This is a genomic window from Streptomyces sp. NPDC104367, from assembly GCF_055583825.1.
In genome coordinates this window covers 90,573-111,982 of the sequence record NZ_JBVJND010000022.1, presented here as the reverse complement: position 1 = coordinate 111,982, position 21,410 = coordinate 90,573, and the positions used below count along the sequence as shown (strand labels likewise).

General features: G+C 72.0%; 15 protein-coding genes. 3 read left to right on the top strand and 12 right to left on the bottom strand.

The window, feature by feature from the left end; all coding sequences use genetic code 11:
- Positions 1 to 115: 115 nt before the first annotated feature.
- From ACZ619_RS29650 to ACZ619_RS29625, 6 genes are all read right to left on the bottom strand, one after another.
- Positions 116 to 1,663, bottom strand: a complete 1,548-nt coding sequence (locus ACZ619_RS29650; RefSeq protein WP_469605209.1) for an RNA polymerase sigma factor — start codon at positions 1,661 to 1,663, stop codon at positions 116 to 118.
- 701 nt (positions 1,664 to 2,364) lie between these two features.
- On the bottom strand, positions 2,365 to 3,252 hold the full coding sequence (locus ACZ619_RS29645) for a FadR/GntR family transcriptional regulator (RefSeq protein ID WP_469605207.1): 888 nt from the start codon (positions 3,250 to 3,252) through the stop codon (positions 2,365 to 2,367).
- 162 nt (positions 3,253 to 3,414) lie between these two features.
- Positions 3,415 to 6,339 (bottom strand): ABC transporter ATP-binding protein, encoded by a 2,925-nt coding sequence (locus tag ACZ619_RS29640; protein ID WP_469605204.1) that lies wholly within the window; start codon positions 6,337 to 6,339, stop codon positions 3,415 to 3,417.
- A gap of 80 nt (positions 6,340 to 6,419) precedes the next feature.
- Positions 6,420 to 7,178, bottom strand: coding sequence for an NUDIX hydrolase (locus ACZ619_RS29635; protein ID WP_469605201.1), 759 nt, complete (start codon positions 7,176 to 7,178; stop codon positions 6,420 to 6,422).
- A gap of 176 nt (positions 7,179 to 7,354) precedes the next feature.
- The gene (locus tag ACZ619_RS29630; protein WP_469605198.1) at positions 7,355 to 9,274 is read right to left on the bottom strand and encodes a glycogen debranching N-terminal domain-containing protein; all 1,920 of its coding nucleotides are present in this window, start codon (positions 9,272 to 9,274) and stop codon (positions 7,355 to 7,357) included.
- Positions 9,275 to 9,802: 528 nt separating this feature from the next.
- Positions 9,803 to 11,353 carry a DUF4192 domain-containing protein gene (locus tag ACZ619_RS29625; protein ID WP_469605196.1) on the bottom strand — a complete coding sequence of 517 codons (1,551 nt, stop codon included), beginning with the start codon at positions 11,351 to 11,353 and terminating at the stop codon, positions 9,803 to 9,805.
- A 129-nt stretch (positions 11,354 to 11,482) separates the two neighbouring features.
- Here ACZ619_RS29625 and ACZ619_RS29620 point away from each other — a divergent pair, with 129 nt between their 5' ends.
- Positions 11,483 to 13,648 carry a RecQ family ATP-dependent DNA helicase gene (locus ACZ619_RS29620; protein ID WP_469605193.1) on the top strand — a complete coding sequence of 722 codons (2,166 nt, stop codon included), beginning with the start codon at positions 11,483 to 11,485 and terminating at the stop codon, positions 13,646 to 13,648.
- A gap of 286 nt (positions 13,649 to 13,934) precedes the next feature.
- Positions 13,935 to 14,555: a hypothetical protein gene (locus ACZ619_RS29615; RefSeq protein ID WP_469605191.1), complete on the top strand. Its 621-nt coding sequence runs from the start codon at positions 13,935 to 13,937 to the stop codon at positions 14,553 to 14,555.
- Positions 14,556 to 14,847: 292 nt separating this feature from the next.
- On the opposite strand, the gene ACZ619_RS29610 is transcribed toward ACZ619_RS29615, so the two are convergent.
- From ACZ619_RS29610 to ACZ619_RS29600, 3 genes are all read right to left on the bottom strand, one after another.
- A complete protein-coding gene (locus ACZ619_RS29610; RefSeq protein ID WP_469605188.1) occupies positions 14,848 to 15,474 on the bottom strand; it encodes a hypothetical protein in 627 nt (208 codons plus the stop codon).
- 68 nt (positions 15,475 to 15,542) lie between these two features.
- Entirely contained in the window at positions 15,543 to 16,244 is a 702-nt protein-coding gene (locus tag ACZ619_RS29605) for a ribonuclease HII (RefSeq protein WP_469605185.1), read from the bottom strand.
- 82 nt (positions 16,245 to 16,326) lie between these two features.
- The gene (locus ACZ619_RS29600; protein ID WP_469605183.1) at positions 16,327 to 16,950 is read right to left on the bottom strand and encodes a TetR/AcrR family transcriptional regulator; all 624 of its coding nucleotides are present in this window, start codon (positions 16,948 to 16,950) and stop codon (positions 16,327 to 16,329) included.
- Positions 16,951 to 17,138: 188 nt separating this feature from the next.
- On the opposite strand from ACZ619_RS29600, the gene ACZ619_RS29595 reads away from it, so the two are divergent.
- Positions 17,139 to 18,686, top strand: a complete 1,548-nt coding sequence (locus ACZ619_RS29595; RefSeq protein WP_469605180.1) for an MFS transporter — start codon at positions 17,139 to 17,141, stop codon at positions 18,684 to 18,686.
- A gap of 350 nt (positions 18,687 to 19,036) precedes the next feature.
- Here the strand turns inward: ACZ619_RS29595 and ACZ619_RS29590 are convergent, their stop codons facing one another.
- From ACZ619_RS29590 to ACZ619_RS29580, 3 genes are all read right to left on the bottom strand, one after another.
- Complete coding sequence (locus tag ACZ619_RS29590; RefSeq protein WP_469605178.1) at positions 19,037 to 19,963, bottom strand: ADP-ribosylglycohydrolase family protein; 927 nt, start codon at positions 19,961 to 19,963, stop codon at positions 19,037 to 19,039.
- Positions 19,964 to 19,973: 10 nt separating this feature from the next.
- Positions 19,974 to 20,633 carry a histidine phosphatase family protein gene (locus ACZ619_RS29585; RefSeq protein WP_469605175.1) on the bottom strand — a complete coding sequence of 220 codons (660 nt, stop codon included), beginning with the start codon at positions 20,631 to 20,633 and terminating at the stop codon, positions 19,974 to 19,976.
- A gap of 86 nt (positions 20,634 to 20,719) precedes the next feature.
- The gene (locus ACZ619_RS29580; protein ID WP_469605173.1) at positions 20,720 to 21,325 is read right to left on the bottom strand and encodes a YdbC family protein; all 606 of its coding nucleotides are present in this window, start codon (positions 21,323 to 21,325) and stop codon (positions 20,720 to 20,722) included.
- Between the last annotated feature and the right edge of the window lie 85 nt (positions 21,326 to 21,410).

Below are 21,410 nucleotides of genomic sequence, written 5' to 3'. Positions count from 1 at the left end.
GAACACCCAGAGTCGTCCAGAGCACCGCGGTCCGCAGCGCGAAGGCCCGGCTCCCCGTGGGGAGGCCGGGCCTTCGACGTCGTACTACCGCGATCCGTTCGATCGCCGCGGTCGACTAGTCGAGGTAGTCGCGCAGCACCTGGGAGCGCGACGGGTGGCGCAGCTTCGACATGGTCTTGGACTCGATCTGGCGGATGCGCTCACGCGTGACGCCGTACACCTTGCCGATCTCGTCGAGGGTCTTCGGCTGACCGTCGGTGAGACCGAACCGCATGGAGACGACGCCCGCCTCGCGCTCGGACAGGGTGTCCAGCACCGAGTGCAGCTGCTCCTGGAGGAGCGTGAAGCTGACGGCGTCGGCCGGGACGACGGCCTCGGAGTCCTCGATGAGGTCACCGAACTCGCTGTCGCCGTCCTCGCCCAGCGGGGTGTGCAGGGAGATGGGCTCGCGGCCGTACTTCTGGACCTCGATGACCTTCTCCGGGGTCATGTCGAGTTCCTTGGCCAGCTCCTCCGGGGTGGGCTCGCGGCCCAGGTCCTGGAGCATCTGACGCTGCACGCGCGCGAGCTTGTTGATGACCTCGACCATGTGCACCGGGATACGGATGGTGCGGGCCTGGTCGGCCATGGCGCGGGTGATCGCCTGGCGGATCCACCAGGTGGCGTACGTGGAGAACTTGTAGCCCTTGGTGTAGTCGAACTTCTCGACCGCGCGGATCAGACCGAGGTTGCCCTCCTGGATGAGGTCCAGGAAGAGCATGCCGCGGCCGGTGTAGCGCTTGGCCAGGGAGACCACCAGGCGGAGGTTGGCCTCCAGGAGGTGGTTCTTGGCGCGGCGGCCGTCCTCGGCGATGATCTCCAGCTCGCGCTTGAGCTTCGGGGCCAGCTTGTCGGCGTTGGCCAGCTTGTCCTCGGCGAAGAGACCCGCCTCGATGCGCTTGGCGAGTTCGACCTCCTGCTCGGCGTTGAGCAGGGGGACCTTGCCGATCTGCTTGAGGTAGTCCTTGACCGGGTCGGCGGTGGCACCGGCGGCGGCGACCTGCTGCGCCGGCGCGTCGTCCTCGTCCTCGTCGGACAGGACGAAGCCCGCGTTCTCGGTGCCCTCGGGCTCCTCGGTGCCGGCCTTGGCCTCCTCGATGACCTCGTCCTCGAGTACCTCGACGTCGTCCTTCTTGGCGGCGGTCTTCTTGGCCACCGTCTTCTTGGCGGCGGTCGCGGTCTTCTTCGCGGCCACCTTCTTGGCGGCGGGGGCCTTCTTGGCGACGGCCTTCTTCGCGGCCGCCGTCTCCTCGGCAGGATCGTCGGACGCGGCGGACGACACGGCGGGGGCGGCCGTGGCCGTGGCCTTCCTGGTGGTCACCGTCTTGGCGGCGACCGTCTTGGTGGCGGTGCGCTTGGCCGGACTCTTTGCTGCGACGCTCTTTCGGGTGCGCTTGGGCTCCGCGGCACTGACCATCAGCGTCACACCCTCTTCCTCAAGGATCTGGTTGAGGCTGCGCAGTACGTTCTTCCACTGAGTGGCCGGAATCTGGTCAGCTTCGAAGGCCCGACGCACATCGTCGCCGGCGATCTGCCCCTCAGCCTTTCCCCGCTCAATGAGAGCCATGACAGAGACGGACTCGGCGATCTCCGGCGGGAGCGTACGGGATGTGCTGGCCGACACGAACAACCTCTCGGAACGTTGGAAAACGGCTTCCGGCCCCGTCCGGGACGGACTGGAGCCGACCGCCGGCTTGGGGATTGGGCCGACGGCGCGGGCGGGGGCCGGGGAGATACACAGCGCCATGAATGGCGTCCGTATTCCCTCCGCGGCTGTCACCTCTTAGGTCATCGCGTTGTTCGCAAGAGCGTTACGCCCAATCTACGTGGCCCGAGTCACACCCCGTAAGCGCTCAAAAACGGTCAGACATGGTCAGAGGTTGCCGTCGATGATCTCTCCGACCGTTCGGACCACCCCGGGGCGCGTCACACCACCTTCGCGAGACCTGTCCAGGAACCTCGCACCGCGCCTGCGGCCGCCTCCGGCGACGGCACACCACACCACACCACACCGACGGAACACCACGCCGTGAGCACGCCGCGAGCACACCGCGTGATCACCACGGGGCCGCCGCACAATCCGTCGTACAACCTGACGTACGACCCTTCCGTGCGACCCGACGCACGACCGGTCACCGCGCACCCCACCGGTCCGCCGCGCCGCCGGACCCCGCCGGAGCCCTGATGGGGATCCGGCGGGGTCCGGCGGGAGCGGGCTCCCGGGCCGAGGCACCCCGGGGGCACGGCACCGACCCGTCGCACCGCGCTCGGCACGCACCGCACTCGGTGCTCGACGCGCTCGGCACGCTCTGCGCTCCGCGCGGGTCAGTGCTCGCGCGGGGCGGGCACCACACGCTCCACCTCGGGGTGGACGGTGAGAAGTTGGCGCATCGCGGATTCGGCGGCCAGGCCGTCGCCGGTGCCGAGTGCGTCGACGATGCGCGCGTGCTGGGCCAGGGAGGTCTCGTTCGGCCGGTCACAGCCGGTGACCGGGCCTCCGGAGACCTGGAGGGCCGCCGACACGATGCCGGAGAGGTGCTCCAGCATGCGGTTGCCGGCGACCTGGATGAGCAGCGAGTGGAACTCGGCGTCGGCGCGCGAGAACGTCAGGGCGTCGCCTTGCGCCATGGCGTGGCTCATGATCTCGACCATGTCGCACATGCGCTGCTGGACGTCCTCGCGTCCGTGGCCGGCGGCGAGGCGGGCGGCGAGCGGCTCGATCGTCCAGCGCAGCTCGCTGAGCTCACGGCGCTGGTCGTCGCGCTGCGGCCCGAAGGCCCGCCACTCGATGATGTCCGGGTCGAGGAGGTTCCAGTCACTGACGGGGCGCACGCGCGTGCCGACGTTCGGGCGGGCGCTGACCAGGCCCTTGGCCTCCAGGACCCGGAGGGACTCGCGGACGACGGTGCGGGAGACCTCGAAACGCTGGCCGATCTCCTCGGGCACCAGCGGGCGGTCGGCGCCCAGGTCGCCGGAGACGATCATCTGACCCAGTTGTTGGACGAGTTGACCGTGGAGCCCGCGGCCACGGCTGCCCGCGGCGCGTCGTCCCACACGGCCCAGCTCCGGGTCCGGGCCCTCCCAGGAGGGCACACCCACACGGTCGGTGACGGGGGCTTCCGTATAGGGGTAGCGGTCGAGTTCGCCCGGGCCGACCAGACCAGAGTCTGCGGAGCGGGCGGCGGTCATCATGGTGTGCGCAAGGGTACTCACGCATCCTTTGTCGGCGCTGTCTCCAACTCCCTTGAGGTCTTTGGTGAAAAGCACACGAAAGGGTGATCGCTCACCCCGTCGCAATTGACGACTTATCGGAAAGAAACGGGCTTTCTGCGGGGAGTTGTGCGCACGGCGGGACCGGAAGCGCCCGGCCCATGGTCATCGGGCCCTGGCCCGCAGGGTGGTGAACACATACGCGCAGAGCAGCGCCGTGAGCGACAACGTCATTGCCCCGCCCACGGGTTGGACCAGCACCCGGACCGCTCCGACCAGGTACCGGCCGCCTCCGAAGGGCCACTGGAGCAAGAGGGCTTCCCGCATCCGCGCCGGGAACCCGGCGGCCATCCGCACACTCGGTCCCTGCAGCGCCTTGTGTACGAGAGGCACGACGAGCACGGGTACGGCGAGCACCGCGGCGAGTCCGGCCGAGGTGGACCGGAAGACACCGGCCGCCAGCACTCCGGCCCAGGAGCAGCCGACGACCAGCCCGAACCAACTCACGGTGAGTGAAAGCCAGTCGGCGGGAACCTGGGCGGGCTCCCGACCGTAGACGAGGTAGAGCACTTCGGCGTCGCAGCCCAGGGTGAGGAACGAGAGCAGCATCGCGGTGGCCCCGGAGACCAGCAGTTTCGCGGTGAGCAGCCCCAGCCGGCGGGGGACGGTACCGCGGTCCGCCGCCAGCGCGGGGTGGCGGAACTCGTCCCCGAAGGCCAGCGCGCCGAGCAGCCCGGCACCGAGCGCCGCCGGGGGCAGCGGCAGTTCGCGCGGCCAGGCCGCGAACAGCCGCGCCTGGGGGGTGTGCCCGAGCCTGGCGAGCAGGACAGCGGTGACGGCGGACACCACCAGCACGACACCACAGGTGAGGAACCCGGCGCCGATCCCGGCCGCCCGACGAAGCTCGTAGCGCAGCGGACGGAGCGGGCTCGGGGCGGAGCGGACGGAGATGGGGGGCGGGAGGGAGGACTGGGCACCGGGAGCGGCGGCCATGGCCCGCCGTGCCGAGTGGGCGGGGGACGGAATGGCGTCCCCACGGACGCCGCCGCCGGCAGCCCCGGGCTGGTGGGGGTGCGAGCGCTGATGCCTGGCGCGGAGCTGGGCGGTGGGTTCTTCGCCGTGTGCGGAGTCGGTGGGCTTCCGGGCTGCGCGGCCTTGGGCGGGTGCGGGTGCGGGTGCGGAGTCGACCAGCGGTTGGGCAGCCGGAGCCTGGGCGGGTGTGGGGCGGGTCGACGGCTGATCAACGGGGAGCCCGGCGGACGCGGAGCCGGTCGGCGGTTGATCGGTCGGGACCTCGGTGGGTCCGGAGCCGGTCGAAAGCTGAGCGGTCGAGTCCTCATCGGGCACGGGACGGGCCGACCGCTGGACGACGGGAGGCTCAGCGGACGCGGAGACGGTCGGTTCTTGAGCGGCCGGGCTCCCGGCAGGCACGGAGTCGTTCGAAAAGTGAACGGACGAGACCTCGACGGGTACGGAGCCGATCGACGGCCGAGCCGTGGAAACTTCGGCGGATACGGAGCGTGCGGAAGGCCGGGGGGATACGGCGGAGGCGGGTGGGGCGCCAGGGGCCGGGAGTACGGGCGGGTGGAGGGACCCGGCAGGCGATGGCTGGGCGCCCGCGGCAGCCGGCCGCTGGTGGGACCCTGACGAGCCGGGCGGCTGGGCGGGTACGGCGGCCGTCGTTCTGATGGATGTGACCTGGCCGGACGGCTCGGTGGCCCCGGTGGACGCCGACGGCTTGGTGAACGGGGAGGCGCTGGAGTTCTGGGCCGCTACCGAAGCGTGGGAGTCGGTGAGACGTGTGTGTGCGGAGACGTCCGTGTTCGGCGGCGAGGAGTCGGACGCGAGCGTCGGGCGGTCGGTGCACACCTCGGCGGCGGACCGGTGGGGTCCGGTCGCACCGGGCTGTTCCGCGTCCGTCGCCGACGAGCCACGGCCCGGCTCCTCGTCGGTCGCGCGCGGCCGGTGCGCCGACTCCGAGGTGCTCGCAGACTGAGGCCGGCCGAGTGCCGTCCGGGGCTGCGGGGCGGTCGGAGACGCGTCCGCGCCCTCGCGCCGCTCCGCAGCAGCGAGCACGTCCCGGCGACCGGCAGCGGCAGGCGTCCCTCCAACGGTCGTCTGAGGACCGGCCGGTCGGAGGCCCTCCACAGCTGCCCGGCCGCCCTCGCTCTCACCCCGCCGCCGCTGGTCCGTCGGCGGATCCACTACGACACCCAGGACCATGTCTCCCACCTCGTCCGCGAGTTGGTGGACGAGGATGCCGTGGCGGAACGCTGCCTCGCCGACCTCGGCGGTCGTACTGCCGTACACCGACAGGCGGTTGCCGTCTTCCCGGACGACCTCCACGGAGCGGTGGGCCGTGCGGGCCTCCTTGGTGAGGAGAGCGGCGAGCCGGGCGGCGTGGGGGGTGCGGACGGCGACGCGTGGACGCAACCGGGTGCGGGCGAACTCGGTGGCCTCCTGGTCCGCGACGAGCTTCCCGGCCTTCAGGGCGACGACCCGGTCGGCGGCGCGGGCGGCTTCCTTGGGTACCGCGGTGGTGAAGAGGACCGTGCCGCCCAGAGCGGCGTGTGCCCGGAGCGTGTCGTGCAGCCAGTGCGCCTCGCGGGTCGAGAGACCGGCCGTGGGTTCGTCCAGGACGAGGGTGTGCGGGTCCGGGAGCAGGGCGCAGGCCAGCCCGAGCCGACGGTCCATGCCGCGCGACAGCGTGCCGAGGCGTTCCTCGCGCAGACTGACGAGGCCGACCGCTTCGAGCACTTCGTCGGCGCGCCGGGCCGGAACCCCTGTCGCCGCGCACAGCATCCGCAGGTGTCCGCGGACGGAGCGGGCCGGGTGACCGGGTACATCGCCGAGGAGCACGCCGACCTCATGCGCGGGATGGGCGATGCGGTGCAGGGGGCGGCCCCTGAAGTAGGTGATGCCACGGCCCTGTTGAAGTTCGAGCATGAGTCTGAGCACCGTGGTCTTGCCCGCGCCCGCCTCACCCAGGAGTGCGGTGACGCGGCCCGCGCGCGCCTCGAAGGTCACGTCGTCGACGGCGAGCGGGTGCACCTTGCGGGGATTGCTGGTCAGTCCGAAGGCCTGGATCACCTTAGGGAAGATAGCGCGGAATGCCCGGTTTTCCTGGTATGGCGGGTTTTAAACCTCGCGGGGTTCCCGCCGTCGGCCGGTCACACCTCGGGCCGCAGCATCGGCGGGTTGAGCAGAGTGGCGCCTCCGGCACGGAAGAGCTGGGCGGGGCGACCACCCTGGCGAGTGGTCGTGCCGCCGGTGGGGACGAGGAAGCCGGGAGTGCCGGTCACCTTGCGATGGAAGTTGCGCGGGTCGAGCGCCACGGCCCACACCGCCTCGTAGACCCTGCGCAGCTCGCCGACCGTGAACTCGGGCGGGCAGAACGCGGTGGCCAGGGAGGAGTACTCGATCTTGGAGCGGGCCCGCTCGACCCCGTCGGACAGGATCTGGGTGTGATCGAAGGCGAGCGGCGCGACGGGCTCGCCGTCCCGGCCGTAGCCACCCTGCGCGAGCAGTTCCTCGACGGGTGCCCAGCGCGCGTTGCTGGCGTCGCCGCCCGCGCGCGGTGCGGGCAGGTCGGGTGCGAGAGCGAGGTGGGCGACGCTGACCACCCGCATCCGGGGGTCGCGCTTGGGGTCGCCGTAGGTCGCGAGCTGTTCCAGGTGGGCTCCGCCGTCCTGAGCGGGGGCGTCGGGGTCGTGGGCGCTCAGCCCGGTCTCCTCCGCGAGTTCCCGCGCCGCCGCCTGCGAAAGATCCTCGTCCTCCCGCACGAAACCGCCCGGCAGCGCCCAGCGCCCCTGGAACGGCGGCTCGCCTCTGCGGACCGCCAGCGCGCACAGGGCATGGCGGCGCACGGTCAGCACGACCAGGTCCACGGTGACGGCGAAGGGCGGAAAAGCTGACGGGTCGTAGGGCATGCGGTGATCATAGTCGTCTGCCTGACGATAAACACTCCCTTCGCCGCTTGCTTCGGCAGCTGATCCACTTCGCTCCGGTATGCACCCCGGGGTTCGTTCCGGCGGGTGTCCGAGGCTCGGCCGCCCTTTCGCCGTGGCCGTCACGCCGTGCCGGGTCCGCCATCCCCGCAGGCGGGTCACACCCCCAACTGAAGGCCGCCCGCCGCCTCCTCGACCATGGCCAGACCCAGCCTGCTGACCCGCACCGAGAAGGGCGAGCCGGCGATCCGCAGTCCGGTCAGGCCGAGTTCACCGAGGGGCGCGCTGTGGGCCGGCCGGAGGGTGACGGTGCCGGCGGGGGCGTCGGGGCGGATGCCGGCCAGCGCGGTCAGGAGCAGGACCGCGGAGGCGGCCGCGGTGGCCGCCGGACGGCAGGCCGCGGGGTGCGGCAGAGGGGCGCTTCCGTCGGTGCGCTGTTCTCCGGCGAACATCTCGGGCAGCCGATGGCCGAAGTGCTCGGCCGCCGCCAGCAGGCCCCTCAGCAGTCCGCCCGCCTCCCTCTCGTAGCCCGCGGCGGTCAGCCCGGCGACGGCGAGTGCCGTCTCCTGGACCCGGACGGCCCCGGCCCGGTGGCCGAACGGGTTGTGTCCCGCTTCCTTCGTCCCCAGCCCGCGCAGCCCCCACCCCGAGTCCATGGCCGGACCGCCGAGCAGTCGGGCGAGCTGCTCCGTCTGCACCCTGTCGAGGAGACCGGCGGCCGGCTCGCCCGCCCCGAGCAGGCCCGTGTCGAGCAGGTGGACGGCGGTGGAGCCGAGCTGGTTCAGGGGACGCCCGTCCGGGTCCAGGGCCGCCGCTGGACGGCCGCCCCCTCGGTCCTCCACCCAGAAGTCCTCCCGGAACGCCTTCCTCAGCTCCCTCGCCCACTCGCGCAGCCCGGCACCGCCCGGCCGGTCGTAGGCGTCCAGGAGGTCGGCGCCGAGCAGGGCCGCCCGGTGGGCGTGGGCCTGGGTCTCGCAGCGCGCGGGGCCGCCCGGCTGCGGGTCGCGGAGGTAGGTGTGGTCGCCCACCGTGGTGCGCAGCCAGGCCAGGCAGCGTTCGGCCGCGGGCAGCAGTTCCCGTGTCTCCTGTTCCGGCAGTCCCCAGCGGCGGGCTTCCGCCAGCAGGACGGGGAAGAGCAGGGTGGCCTCGATGCCCGTGCAGGCCGGTGGCAACTGGGCTCCGGCGTCGCGTCGCGGGCCGACGATCATGCCGTTGCGCGCCCCCGGACCGCGCAGTTGGGCGCGGGCCAGGGTGCGCAGGGTGCCCGCGGCGAGACGGGTGCCGAGGGCCAGGGTCATCCGGGCCGCGGCGAGCGCGTCGGCCAGGGCCGGACCGCAGCGCCAGGGCGCCCCGGCCGCGAGGTAGGTGTCGGAGGGGTGCGCGGGGTCGCGGAGCAACAGCGCCTGGAGGTCGTCGATGCTCGTCCTGAGCAGTGCCGTGATCCTGGGATCGTCGCCCGTGGCCCTGGCCGGCGACAGCGGGCTGGTCGCGGCGCGGCCCACGGCTCGCAGGGGGCCGACGCCGTCCTGGCGTACCCGTAGTTCCACGCTCTCCGTTCCCCCCGGCGCCAGCTCGAACTCCCAGCACAGCAGCCCTGCCGAGGCCATCGCGTCCGTGGGCGGCGGCTCCGCCGTGACCGCCGCGTTGCCGGTGGGTGCGGTCCAGCGAAGACCCGAACCGTGGACACTGGCCGGGAGTTCGGGGCCGGGGATGCCGGAGGCGATGGCACCGAGGTCCGCGAGGTCCGTGCCGAGGGCCACCTCCAGTGGCAGGCGCAAGGGGTGGGGCGCGCAGCTGTACAGGGTGATGCGTTCGGTGCCGTCGGCGCGCCGGGTCCGTTCCACGACGACGTCGGGATCCGGACCGGCCACCGGAGAGACCCTCACCGTGCCGATGAAGCGAGCGGAGTCCGCTCCCGTCATCCGGGCCTGCACGGCGAGCGGTTCGCGACCGGCGACACGGACCTGGCAGCGTGCGAGCAGTCGCCGGCCCGCTCGGTAGAACCCCTCCAGACCACGGCCGGTCAGCTGGGCCTGTTCCGTGGAGATGGCGAGGCCGGGCAGCGCGACACAGATCATGGCGGTGTGTGTCGGCGGCAGCCCGCCGACCCGCCCCGGAGCCGGTGCGGTCGGAGCCGTTCGCGCGGGCGTGGACCGGGATGGGCGGTTGCCTTGCTGCCGCGAGACACCGTCCGTGGAGGTGAGCCAGGACGGTCCGTCGCGGAGTGGGCGGTCGGTGGCGGCGGTGGAGGGCGGAGTCGGCTGATGCATGGGGAGGCTTCTTCTGCTCTCTGTACGCCTGGGCCACGCCGGGCATCGGACGGAGTGCTCGGTGGGGACGGGGGACGGCCGGCGGAACGGCTCGTCCAGGCGTTCCGCCACTCAGGTGAACGGAGGCCGACTCCTCCTGGTCACGCCTCCGCTCGTCGAAGCCGACCGAATGGCGGTGTGGTGAAGGGGCATTCGGGCCGACCGGCCTGCGCCGGAAGACCGAGAGGAACAGCAGTCCGATCCTGCGCGGGGCCGGCGGTCGGCGGTCGCGACGCCACTCACGGCCGGTGAGACCACATGCAGCACGGAGCCGACCGAGGCTTGGCAGCGCTTCGTTCATGCGTCCCCCTGACTGCCGGGGTTTGCGGGCCCGATGCCGCTCTGTGGTGTGCGGTCGTCCCGGGAGTCGCTCTTCTGCGCCGCCCGCGTGCGCGTGGCGCCGGCCGGCCTGGACGTGCCGGGGCGGGGATGGCCCGGGGTGGTCTGCCGCTGACGGGTGCCCTCCGGCCGTGAACGTCGGCCGTCGGTGCTGTCCGTGGTGCGCGTCCGGCGTCGGCGCCTCGGGCCGGAGGGCGCGATCGGTGTGTGGTCGGCATCCGCATCGACCGGATCGGGAACGGCCGGACCGGGATCGGCCAGGTGGGGAACGGGTTCGGCCGGGTGGGGATCGCTGTCATGGGTCGGTGTCGCGCTCGCGGCCGGAACGCGGCCCGCGCGCTCGGTGCGCAGGCAGCGGCGGATCGACTCCGGGTCCAGTCCCTCGTTGCATGCCTGGTGCAGCAGGCGGGCGAAGAGGTAGTCGTGGTCGGCGCCCAGGGCCATCGCCAGGGCCTCCCGCGCCTCCAGTTCGTCGCCGGCCGACCAGGCGACCCAGCCGGCCAGGGTCAGAGGAGCGGCGGCGTGTTCGCTGTACGGGCCCACGCAACGGCGGGCCAGGGCTCGCCACAGGCGCAGGGCCGGTCCGGCCTCGTCGCCCTCCATCCAGGCGGCCGCCCGGTCGCGGGTGGTGCGGTCCTGGAGACCCAGGATCAGGGTCGCGGCCTCGTCGTGGGCGAGCAGTCCGTCGTCGCGGAGGTCCGCCTCGTGGATGCCCGGGACCGGGGCCGCCGCGGCGTAGCGGCCCATGAGCCGCTCGGCGAGGGCGAGGGTCTGCTCGGCCACCTCGGCGCGGAAGGTGTCGTCGAGGATGCGGGGCACCAGTGCCGTTCCCGCTCGGTCCAGGGCGGTCTCCTGTTCCAGCGCGGCACCGGTCTCCCAGGGCAGCAGCCTGGCGCGCAGTTCGCGGAGGGTGCCGCGCACCTGGATGCCGGCGTAGGTGGCGGCGGCCGCGAGCACCGAGGTGCCCGGCAGGCCCATGGGTGTGCCGTCGACAGGACAGCACTCCTCAGCCGGGCAGCAGTAGGACCAGTAGCGTCCGTCCGCGATGCACAGCGCCTCGATCACGGGCACGTCGAGGCGGCCGCATTCCGTGCGCAGGAGCTGAGCCAGCGGTGCGAGCCGGCGCATCACGTCGCGTCCCGACTCGCCGGGCGCCGGTTCCTGGCAGACGTAGGCGACCATCTGCTCGGGCCGGGCTCCCCTGCGCTCGCCGCCTGTCACCAGGCCCTGCGCCAGCTGGCGGGCCGCGGATTCCCAGTCGTCCCTGTTCGCGGGGATGCCGAGCCTGGCCCGTCCCCCGAAGCGGCCGCGGCCGCCCCGGTCGTGCAGGGCCACCAGGACCATGCTGTCCTCGGGGCGGTACCCGAGGAGATAGGGCAGGGCATCGGCGAGTTCGGCCGGGGTGCGCAGGGTGACCTGCGCCTCGTGGGCGGGCTGCCCGAAGGGGGCGGCGGCTCCCGGGATGTCTCCGTTTTCGGATGGTTCAGCGGTTTCGCTGTGATTCGTCATGCGGTGACGATCTCGCGGATCTCGCACTTCCGCCTGAGGCTGTGGATAAGTCGAATCAGGGACACGACAATGCCGCCGCGCTCGTCCACAGCCCGCCCGGCTGTCCGTCCCGTCCTGTTGTATGGGTGCATGGAGCACACGAGCAACGCGGATCTCCGGGCCCGGGCGGACGCCGTCCTCGCCCGTCTCGTCGGGGACGGCACGGGTACGGCCCGGCTGCGCGAGGACCAGTGGCGGGCGATCGAGGCGCTGGTCGCCGACCGGCGCCGGGCCCTGGTCGTCCAGCGCACGGGGTGGGGCAAGTCCGCGGTGTACTTCGTGGCGACCTCCCTGCTGCGGGCCGACGGCAGCGGTCCGACGGTGATCGTGTCGCCGCTGCTCGCGCTCATGCGCAACCAGGTGGAGGCCGCGGCCCGGGCCGGTATCCACGCCCGCTCCATCAACTCCTCCAACACCGAGGACTGGGACGCGATCCAGGCGGAGATCGCGGCCGGCGAGGTCGACGTCCTCCTCGTGTCACCGGAGCGCCTCAACAACCCCGACTTCCGTGACCAGGTGCTGCCCAAGCTCGCCGCGGCGACCGGGCTGCTCGTGGTGGACGAGGCGCACTGCATCTCCGACTGGGGGCACGACTTCCGGCCGGACTACCGACGGCTGCGCACCATGCTCGCCGACCTCCCGCCAGGTGTACCGGTGCTGGCGACCACCGCCACGGCCAACGCCCGTGTGACCGCCGATGTCGCCGAGCAGCTGGGCACCGGCGGCGCGTCGGACGCGCTGGTGCTGCGCGGTCCGCTGGACCGGGACAGCCTCAGCCTGAACGTGCTGCGGCTGCCGGACGCCGCGCACCGGATGGCCTGGCTCGCGGACCATCTGGACGAGCTGCCGGGTTCCGGCATCGTCTACACACTCACCGTCGCCGCGGCCGAGGAGGTCACCGCCTTCCTGCGGCAGCGCGGGCACACCGTGGCGTCGTACACGGGGAAGACGGAGAACGCGGACCGGCAGCAGGCCGAGGACGATCTGCTCGCCAACCGGGTCAAGGCGCTGATCGCCACCTCCGCCCTCGGGATGGGCTTCGACAAGCCCGACCTCGGTTTCGTGGTCCACCTGGGCTCGCCCTCCTCCCCCATCGCCTACTACCAGCAGGTGGGCCGTGCGGGGCGCGGGGTCGAGCACGCCGAGGTGCTCCTGCTGCCGGGCCGGGAGGACGAGGCGATCTGGGAGTACTTCGCCTCACTGGCCTTCCCGCCGGAGGATCTGGTGCGCCGCACCCTGGACGTCCTGTCCCGGGCCGGTGGCCCGGTGTCGCTGCCCGCCCTGGAACCGTTGGTGGAACTGCGCCGCTCCCGGCTGGAGAGCATGCTGAAGGTCCTCGACGTGGACGGCGCGGTCAAGCGGGTCAAGGGCGGCTGGATCGCGACCGGGCAGCCCTGGACCTACGAGGCGGAGCGGTACGACTGGGTCGCGCGCCAACGCCGGGCCGAGCAGGAGGCGATGCGCGAGTACGCGGCCACGGCGGAGTGCCGGATGGAATTCCTGCAGCGTCAGCTGGACGACGAGGGAGCGAAGCCGTGCGGCCGCTGCGACAACTGCGCACGGCCTCGCTTCACGGCGGACACCTCGTCGGCCGCGGTGGACGCCGCCCGGGTCGACCTGGGCCGCGCCGGTGTCGAGGTGGAGCCCCGGCGGATGTGGCCGACGGGCCTGCCGGCGATCGGCATCGAGCTCAAGGGACGCATCCCGGCCGGTGAACAGAGTGCGCCCGGGCGGGCCTTGGGGCGCTTGTCGGACATCGGCTGGGGCAATCGGCTTCGCCCGCTGTTCGCGCCTCAGGCCCCGGACGCGCCGGTGCCGGACGACGTGGCCCGTGCCGTGGTGGAGGTACTGGCCGACTGGGCGAAGGGTCCCGGCGGCTGGGCCCCTGGCGCGGCCGACGCGCAGCCTCGCCCGGTGGGTGTCGTCACCGTCGCCTCGCACTCCAGGCCCCGCCTGGTCCACTCGCTGGGGGCGCGCATCGCGGAGATCGGCAGACTGCCCCTGCTGGGTTCCGTGGAGTACGCCGATGACGCTCCCCGGGTGTCGCGCAGCAACAGCGCCCAGCGGCTGAAGGCCCTCGACGGTGTGCTGACCGTACCGCCCGCCCTCGTCGCAGCCCTCGCCGAGGCTCAGGGCCCGGTCCTGCTCGTGGACGACTTCACCGAGACCGGCTGGACCCTGGCGGTCGCCGCACGGCTGCTCCGGAGGTCCGGGGCGCGAGGGGTGCTGCCTCTGGTGCTGGCCGTTCAGGGCTGATCGGGCCGCGGACGATCGAATGGGACACGAAGGTCTGCGCGTGAAGGCGCCTCGGTCGAGCGTCTCAGGGGTCGCCCGGCACCTCACGGGGTAGGGATATATGTCACACACCACCAGATAACAGCCGGTGGCCCCATTTGCTCGTTGCCGCATCCCAGTTCGACAGGAAGAATTGAGGTCCGCTCCCCGCACGGCTGGTCTGTGACCCGGCTGGGTTTCGCTGCGGTGTGCGCTCCCCCGAATCCGATCTCGCCCGCAGTGTGGGCGCGTAGCCGAAGGGAGGAACGTGACCTTCGGATTCGCTCCGTCCTCGGCGGCATCGTTGTCGACGTCCGCGTCCGCCGCTTCCGCCAGTCGCCTGCTCGAGCCCGCAGAGTGGGCCGACGCCGGAATACCGCTGCTGCGCAACCCCCGCGAGGTGGTCAGCGGGCTGCACGCCCGGCATCGCCCCAGACCGACCACGGCGGTCGTGGCTGTCCTCGACCCGGATGAACGGCTGTGCGCCAGCGCCTCGTTCACCCGGCGCTCGGCCCCGGCCGACGGCTGGATGTTCCGCAACGCGCTGCTGGCCCAGCTCCGCCGGGTGATCCCGCACGACCTGCGCCGCCGCACGCCCGTGCGGACCGCCGTCCTGCTCTACTGCCGCGACGGGGACGCGCGTTGGACGGAGGAGGACGGGGCCTGGATGTGGGGGCTGCGCGACGCCTGCACGCTGCACGGGCTGCGCTGCGGGGCGTACATCACGCTGACGCGTGACGGCTGGCAGGTGCTCGGCGAGGGTCGTGGCGGCCGACGTCCCAACGCGGACTCGCCTCCCGAGCCCTTCGCCCTGTCGGAGGCCCCGCCGCTGTCACCGCGCACCGGAGGCGCCGTCTCCGAGGTACTGCGCCGCGCGGCCGCCCGCTGAGCTCCGGCCCTCGAAGGGGCACGGGCCGGGCGCTCGTCTCCGGGCACGGCACCCTGGACGTGTCGTGCAGCGGGCCGGGCGGGGGCGTCGGCTCCGCCCGGAGCGGACGCCCCGCCGCCGGGTCACTCGACAGGGCCGGCCCGGTGCACGCGTTCTCCGTCCGCCGGGGCGGCGGCTTGGCGACGGACGGCGGCCGTCGCCGGGTGTGCGGGCACACTGAAGGCAGCGCTGTGCGAGTCCGTCGCCGCAGCCCCTTCGGTACCTCTGGAGTCCCAGAGGTGCCGGAGGTGGCTCAGACGCCCACGCCCAGCACCGAGTTGATCCGCTGCGGGTCGCCGCAGACGATCAGCAGGGCGCCGGCCCGGGAGAGGGCCAACGGGAGGGCGGTGGCGGCGACGTCGTCGGAGCCGCCGTTGACGGCGACGACGACCACGGGGCGGGTCGCGGCACGGGAGGCGGTGGCGGCGTCCGTGTAGAAGACGTCGTCACCCGCGTCGTGCTGCGCCCAGTAGGAGGCTTCGCCGAAGGACAGCTCGTGGTCGGCCCACGGGTGCTGCGCACCGGTGGTGATCACCAGCACGTCTCCGGGGGCACGGCCCGATTCGAGGAGCAGGTCCACTGCTTCCTCGGCCGCGTCGAGAGCACTCTCGACCTTGGCCGGGACCAGCTGGATCTGCGGGGCCGCCGCTGTCGCGGCGGTCACGGCCGGGCCCGTCGGGCCTGGCTTGGCCACGTCACGCGGCGAGCGCTGCACCGGCGGCGTGGGCCGCAGAGGGCCTGGACGACCGGGACGCGACGGGGCCGCGGGGCGGGGGCCGGGTACGGGGCGGGGGGTCGGCGCGGTTCGGCCACTGGCCGGGGTGACGCGGGGACCCTGGGCACTCTCGTGAATCTGAGGCTCCTCGGGAATGAGAGGCATGAGCTGATTTTTATCAAACGTTGGTGCTGGTCAGGTGAACCGGGTGGCACAACAGTGCGACTGGAACCTCAGAAATCGAAGCCGAGCTGGCCCTCGATCCCGGAGGCGCTTCCTTCCGCCCAGCTGCGGGCCTTCTTGAGGTGCCGCCACTGGGGCAGCGCATCAAGATACGCCCACGACAACCGGTGGTACGGGGTGGGGCCCCGCTCCTCCAGTGCGGCCTTGTGCACGGGTGACGGATACCCGGCGTTGTCCGCAAATCCGAAGTCTGCATGGTCGATACCCAGTTCGGCCATCATTTTGTCGCGCTGAACTTTGGCGATCACCGAAGCCGCCGCGACGGCCACGCACGATCGGTCACCCTTGATGACCGTGCGCACCTGCCACGGGCTGCCGAGGTAGTCGTGCTTCCCGTCGAGGATGACCGCGTCGGGCCGGACGGGCAGCGCCTCCAGGGCACGGACCGCCGCGAGCCGCAGCGCGGCCGTCATCCCGAGGTCGTCGATCTCCTCCGGCGAGGCATGGCCCAACGCGTAGGCCGTGACCCACCCCCGCAGCACCTCGGCGAGTTCCGTACGCCGCTTGACGGTCAGCAGCTTGGAGTCGGTGAGGCCGTCGGGCGGCCGACGGAGACCGGTGACCGCGGCACAGACGCTGACGGGCCCGGCCCAGGCGCCGCGCCCCACCTCGTCGACACCGGCAATGACCTTCGCTCCGGTCGTGGCGCGAAGGGAGCGCTCGACGGTGTGAGTAGGTGGTTCGTACGGCATGGCGCCCTTAGGGTACGCCGCGCTGATCCCCGAGCGACACCCCGGCTTCCGGTATGACGTCGGGGAGCGCCGGAGACATCGGTCAGGCTCCGTGCGACAGCAGCAGCGGAAGCATGAATCCGTCGATCATCTCCTTGACCTCCTGGTCACCCCATTCGCTCCCACAAATCTTGTTGCGGTACATCATCATCGCCGGAATGGCATCGAGGACATAGTCGTTGGCCGCGCCTGCGCGCACCTCTCCCCGCTCTATTCCACGATCGATGATCTCTCCGATCAGCCTGGTGGTCGGCTCCACGACCCCTTCGAAGATCACGGTATGGAAGCGCTCGACCTGCATCGGATCGCATTCGTGAATCACCGACCGCAGCGCGAAGCCGGGCCTCGAGAACATCGCGTCCCTGGCCTGCCCGCACAGGGCCAGCAGGTCTTCGCGCACACTCCCGAGGTCGGGCGCCTCCTCCAGGGGCGGCAGGCCGGCCTGGAGCGCGTCGGCGACCAGCTCCTCCTTCGAGGACCAGCGACGATAGACCGCCGCCTTTCCGGTCTGGGCACCGGCGGCGACACCCTCCATGGTGAGGCCGTTCCAGCCGACGGTGCTGAGCTGCTCCAAGGCCGCGTCCAGGATCGCGCGTTCGAGGACCGCGCCACGACGACGGGGGGAGGCCGTCTGGGCCGGGGCGGCGGTCCAGCGCGAGGTATCCATCTGAGTTTCTCCAGCGAGCGAGGGTGAGGCGGGGATTCCGGAGCGGGGGCACGGCGCGCGCCGACACAAGGGGGACGCGGCACGCGACGCACAATTAAGTGAACGCTTGCGTTCTCTACCGGGGACTCACTACCGTTGACGCGACAGTGAACGCGGGCGTTCACTAACACCTTCGTGGGGGACCCACAGTGACGACCTCTCAGCTGATATCGGACCAGAAACCGGGAGCGGCACGCCGAGCGGGACGGCCCGGCATCGCGCTCACCGTGATTGCTGCTTGCCAGCTCATGGTGGTACTTGACGCGACGATTGTGAACATCGCGCTCCCGCACATTCAAGACGCCCTCAAGTTCAGCACCACAGACCTCACCTGGGTGGTCAGCGCCTACACGCTCACCTTCGGCGGTCTGCTGCTGCTCGGCGCCCGTGCCGGTGACATCCTCGGCCGCCGCCGGGTGTTCATGACCGGCATCCTGCTGTTCACCTTCGCCTCGCTCCTCGGCGGCCTCGCCCAGGAGCCCTGGCAACTGCTGGCGGCCCGCGCGCTGCAGGGCGTGGGCGGCGCGATCGCGTCGCCCACCTCGCTGGCGCTGATCACCACGACCTTCCCCGAAGGACCTGAACGGAACCGGGCGTTCGGTGTCTTCGCCGCCGTCTCCGCCGGCGGTGGCGCGATCGGCCTGCTGGCCGGCGGGATGCTCACCGACTGGCTCGACTGGCGCTGGGTGCTCTTCGTCAACGTGCCGATCGGCCTGCTGATCGTCGCTCTCACCCCGCAGTACATCAGCGAGTCCGAGCGGCACCCCGGACGGTTCGACATCGCGGGGGCGCTGACCTCCACCCTGGGCATGGCGTCCCTGGTGTACGGCTTCATCAGGGCCTCGGAGAACGGCTGGCACGACAGCCTGGCCCTCGGGTCGTTCGGCGCCGCGGTGGTCCTGCTGCTGGCCTTCGTCTTCATCGAGACCCGGGCGAAGGAACCCATCACCCCGCTGCGGATGTTCGCCGACCGCAACCGCTCCGGCACCTACGTGATCATGCTGAGCCTGGCCGCGGCGATGTTCGGCATGTTCTTCTACATCGTGCTGTTCGTGCAGAACGTGCTCGGCTACAGCCCGATCAGGGCCGGCCTGGCCTTCCTGCCCGTGACGGCCGCGATCGCCGTCGGCGCGGGGCTGTCGCAGCGGCTCCTGCCCACCCTGGGCCCCAAGCCGTTCATGACGACCGGCTCGGCGCTCGTGGTCGTCGGGCTGACCTGGCAGACGTTCATCAAGCCCGACAGCTCGTACCTCGGCGGCATCCTGGGCCCGATGCTGATCTTCGGGTTCGGCATGGGCCTGAACTTCGTGACCGCGACCGTCACCGCCGTCTCGGGGGTCGCCCAGCACGAGGCGGGCGCGGCGTCCGGACTCCTCAACGCCATGCAGCAGGTGGGGGGCTCGCTGGGCCTGTCGATCCTGACCACGGTCTTCGGATCGGCCAGCAAGGACGAGGCGAAGAAGCAGCTGCCGAGGTTCCTCGCCGACGGTTCGCCGGAACAGAAGGCGGAGTTCGCCAAGTCCCGTCAGCTGCCCGCGCCCTGGGGACACGAGGTGCTCGCGCACGGAATCTCGACCGCCTTCATCCCCGCGGCCGCCATGGCCGGGCTCGGTCTGCTCACCGCCTGGCTGGTGATCAAGGTCCGCAGGAGCGATCTCGAAGCCCTCGCCGGTACGGCCGGCCCGGGGATGGGCTGACCCCACCAGGTCCGCGCGGTGCCGTGAACGGCCGGATCGCCGCCAGGAGGCAGACTCCGACGGCAGCGGCCCGGCCGTCCACGGCACGGCCGCCAGCGCCACGTACACCGCCGCCAGAGCCCATCCGATCCACACCATCCGCACCCCCGACCGCTCCGTCGCCTTCCCCGCCGTCCGCACTCGGCCGGAGCACGGAACGGATACCGGGAAAACGTCTCGCGGTCACACAGAGTTCCCGCCGGGTGCGGAGAGTGTCGACGGCTTGCGGAGCGACTCGGCTCCAGGACATCCGGAAGCACCGAGCCCCACTGCAGCCGATCCCCGCGCCGGCGCCGGTCACCCCGCGCAGGTCACCCGCCGACGGCGGTCCCCGTCCCCGCGGACACCCACGGCGGGAGCGCCTCCGTCCGCTCCGCCCACGCGACCGGCGGCGCTCCCGCCGTACCGCCCGCGAGGACGCCGCCGACGATGGCGCAGGTGGTGTCCACGTCACCGCCCACCTGGGCGGTCGTCCAGAAGGCCGTCTCGTAGTCGCCGAGGGCGCGTGCCGCCGACCAGAGGGCGAAGGGGACGGTGTCGTGGGCGGTCGTCCGCCGTCCGCAGCCGAGGACGGCGGCGACGGTGCTCGCGTCGCCGTAGTCGAGCATGTCGCGGGCGCGCCGCAGGCCCTGGCCGACGGCGCTCCTGGGGACGAGCGCCACGACCCCGTCGAGGAGCGCTCCGGGGCTCGGCGGACCGCCGGGGGCGGCCGCCAGGGCGGCGGCCGCGGCGACGGCCATGGCGCCGACCACGGCCTCGCGGTGCTGGTGCGTGGGGTAGGCCGAGATCTCGGCCTGGTGGGTGGCCTGCTCCGGGTCGTCGGCGTACCAGGCGCCCAGGGGCGCGATGCGCATCGCGGCGCCGTTGCCCCAGGATCCCTGCCCGTTGAAGAGCGCCGCGGCCAGCTCACGCCAGTCGCCGCCCTCGCGGACGAGGCGGAGCAGGCGGTTGACGGCGGGGCCGTAGCCCCGGTCGAAGTCGTGGCGCGTGGCGAAGGAGTGGGCCAGCGCGTCCTGGTCGATGCGGTGGTGGGCGGCCAGGACGGCGACGACGGAGCAGGCCATCTCCGTGTCGTCGGTCCACTGCCAGAGGGCCGGCGGCAGCTCGCGCCGCTTGAGCAGCGGATAGTTGGCCGGCACGAAGAACTGCGAGCCCAGCGCGTCGCCGACGGCGAGTCCGCGCAGGCTGGCCAGGGCGCGGTCCAGGCGCCCGGGGATCGGGGAGTCGGAGGAGGTCATCGCGGCCAGCCTAGCCGCTCATCCAGTAGGGCTCCGGGTCCCGCCACCGGTCGAAGGGCCGGTCGAGTGTGTACTTGCCGTCGTCGCCGAGCACCAGCATCCGCATCTCGGCGTTCCCCGGGTTGGAGAGCGACTCGAAGTCCGCGACCGTCCAGTGGAACCAGCGCATGCAGAACAGCCGCATCGCCAGGCCATGGGTCACCAGGAGCACGTTGGGCGGGTGGTCCGGCGCCTCGAAGCTGCGGAACAGGCTCTCCAGGAATCCTCCGACGCGGTCGTAGACGTCGGCCCCGGACTCGCCCTGGGGGAAGCGGAAGAAGAAGTGCCCGTACGCGTCCCGGTACGTCTTCTGCAGGCGCACGTCGTCGCGGTCCTGCCAGTTTCCCCAGTCCTGCTCGCGCAGCCGGGGCTCCTCCCGTACGCGTATGAGATCCGGGTCGAGGTGGAAGGCGCGGAGGGTCTCGTGGGTACGGCGGTACGGGGAGACGTACACGCTGACGGGTTCCCGGCCGAAGATCTCCCGGATACGTTTCCCGGTCTCCTCGGCCTGCTGCCAGCCCCGGTCCGTCAGGGCCAGCGCGTGGTCGGGTTCCCGCTCGTACACGGAGTCGTCGACGTTGCCGGTTGACTCGCCGTGCCGGACAAGGACGATGCGCCGTGGTCGTGCCATGCCAAAACCCTAGATCGAGTGACGAAAAATCGAGCACTCGGATGGGCCCTATACAGCGCAGGTCACACAAATTGAGAGTTGGAATTTCAAACTATCCAGCTCGGTTCGAGCTCCACGATGTCGCCCGTGAGCGCCGCGATATCGGCCTCCGTCTGGGCACGCAGCGCCAGGCGCTCCACCCGCTCGGTGCGGTACTTGCCGTGTTCGGCGGCCGAACGCCACATGGACAGCACCATGAACTCGTTCGCCGGGGCCTCGGCGAACATGCCGCGGATCATGCCCGGGGAGCCGGCCATCGCCGGGTTCCAGACCTTCTCCTGCATCAGCGTGAAGTGTTCGACACGCTCCTCGTGCACACGGCAGAGGGCCACCCGGACCAGGTCGCTGTCCGTGAAACGCGGCTCGAAGCCCGTCTTCACGTCGAACCGGTACTCGAACAGCTTGACCTGCGCGTCCTTGAACGTACCGACCTGGGACGCGGCCAGACGGTCATGGGAACGCGCCATGAAGGAGTCGTAGAAGGCACGGCTCTCCCAGAAGGCGAAGATGTGCGCCACTCCGGGTCGCTGCCTGCTCCAGCCCCCGCCCTGTCCCCGGAAACCCGGCTCTCCCAGGAGCCCCGCCCATTTTCGCTGCCCCCGCTCGAAGCCCCGGCGGTCCACCACGGTGCAGCGAATCCACTTGACCAGCACCGCGCCATCGTAAGGCCATCCGGCGTGGCGTCGGTCACGCTCCGGCTGAGATCACCCGCGCATGCGCCCCCGCGCACGTGGCACG

Excerpts from the sequence above, each read along its gene's own strand:
- ACZ619_RS29635 (WP_469605201.1), bottom strand. The coding sequence starts at position 7,178 with ATGCCCTACGACCCGTCAGCTTTTCCGCCCTTCGCCGTCACCGTGGAC.
- ACZ619_RS29630 (WP_469605198.1), bottom strand. The coding sequence starts at position 9,274 with ATGATCTGTGTCGCGCTGCCCGGCCTCGCCATCTCCACGGAACAGGCC.
- ACZ619_RS29625 (WP_469605196.1), bottom strand. The coding sequence starts at position 11,353 with ATGACGAATCACAGCGAAACCGCTGAACCATCCGAAAACGGAGACATC.
- ACZ619_RS29620 (WP_469605193.1), top strand. The coding sequence starts at position 11,483 with ATGGAGCACACGAGCAACGCGGATCTCCGGGCCCGGGCGGACGCCGTC.
- ACZ619_RS29610 (WP_469605188.1), bottom strand. The coding sequence starts at position 15,474 with ATGCCTCTCATTCCCGAGGAGCCTCAGATTCACGAGAGTGCCCAGGGT.
- ACZ619_RS29605 (WP_469605185.1), bottom strand. The coding sequence starts at position 16,244 with ATGCCGTACGAACCACCTACTCACACCGTCGAGCGCTCCCTTCGCGCC.
- ACZ619_RS29600 (WP_469605183.1), bottom strand. The coding sequence starts at position 16,950 with ATGGATACCTCGCGCTGGACCGCCGCCCCGGCCCAGACGGCCTCCCCC.
- ACZ619_RS29590 (WP_469605178.1), bottom strand. The coding sequence starts at position 19,963 with ATGACCTCCTCCGACTCCCCGATCCCCGGGCGCCTGGACCGCGCCCTG.
- ACZ619_RS29585 (WP_469605175.1), bottom strand. The coding sequence starts at position 20,633 with ATGGCACGACCACGGCGCATCGTCCTTGTCCGGCACGGCGAGTCAACC.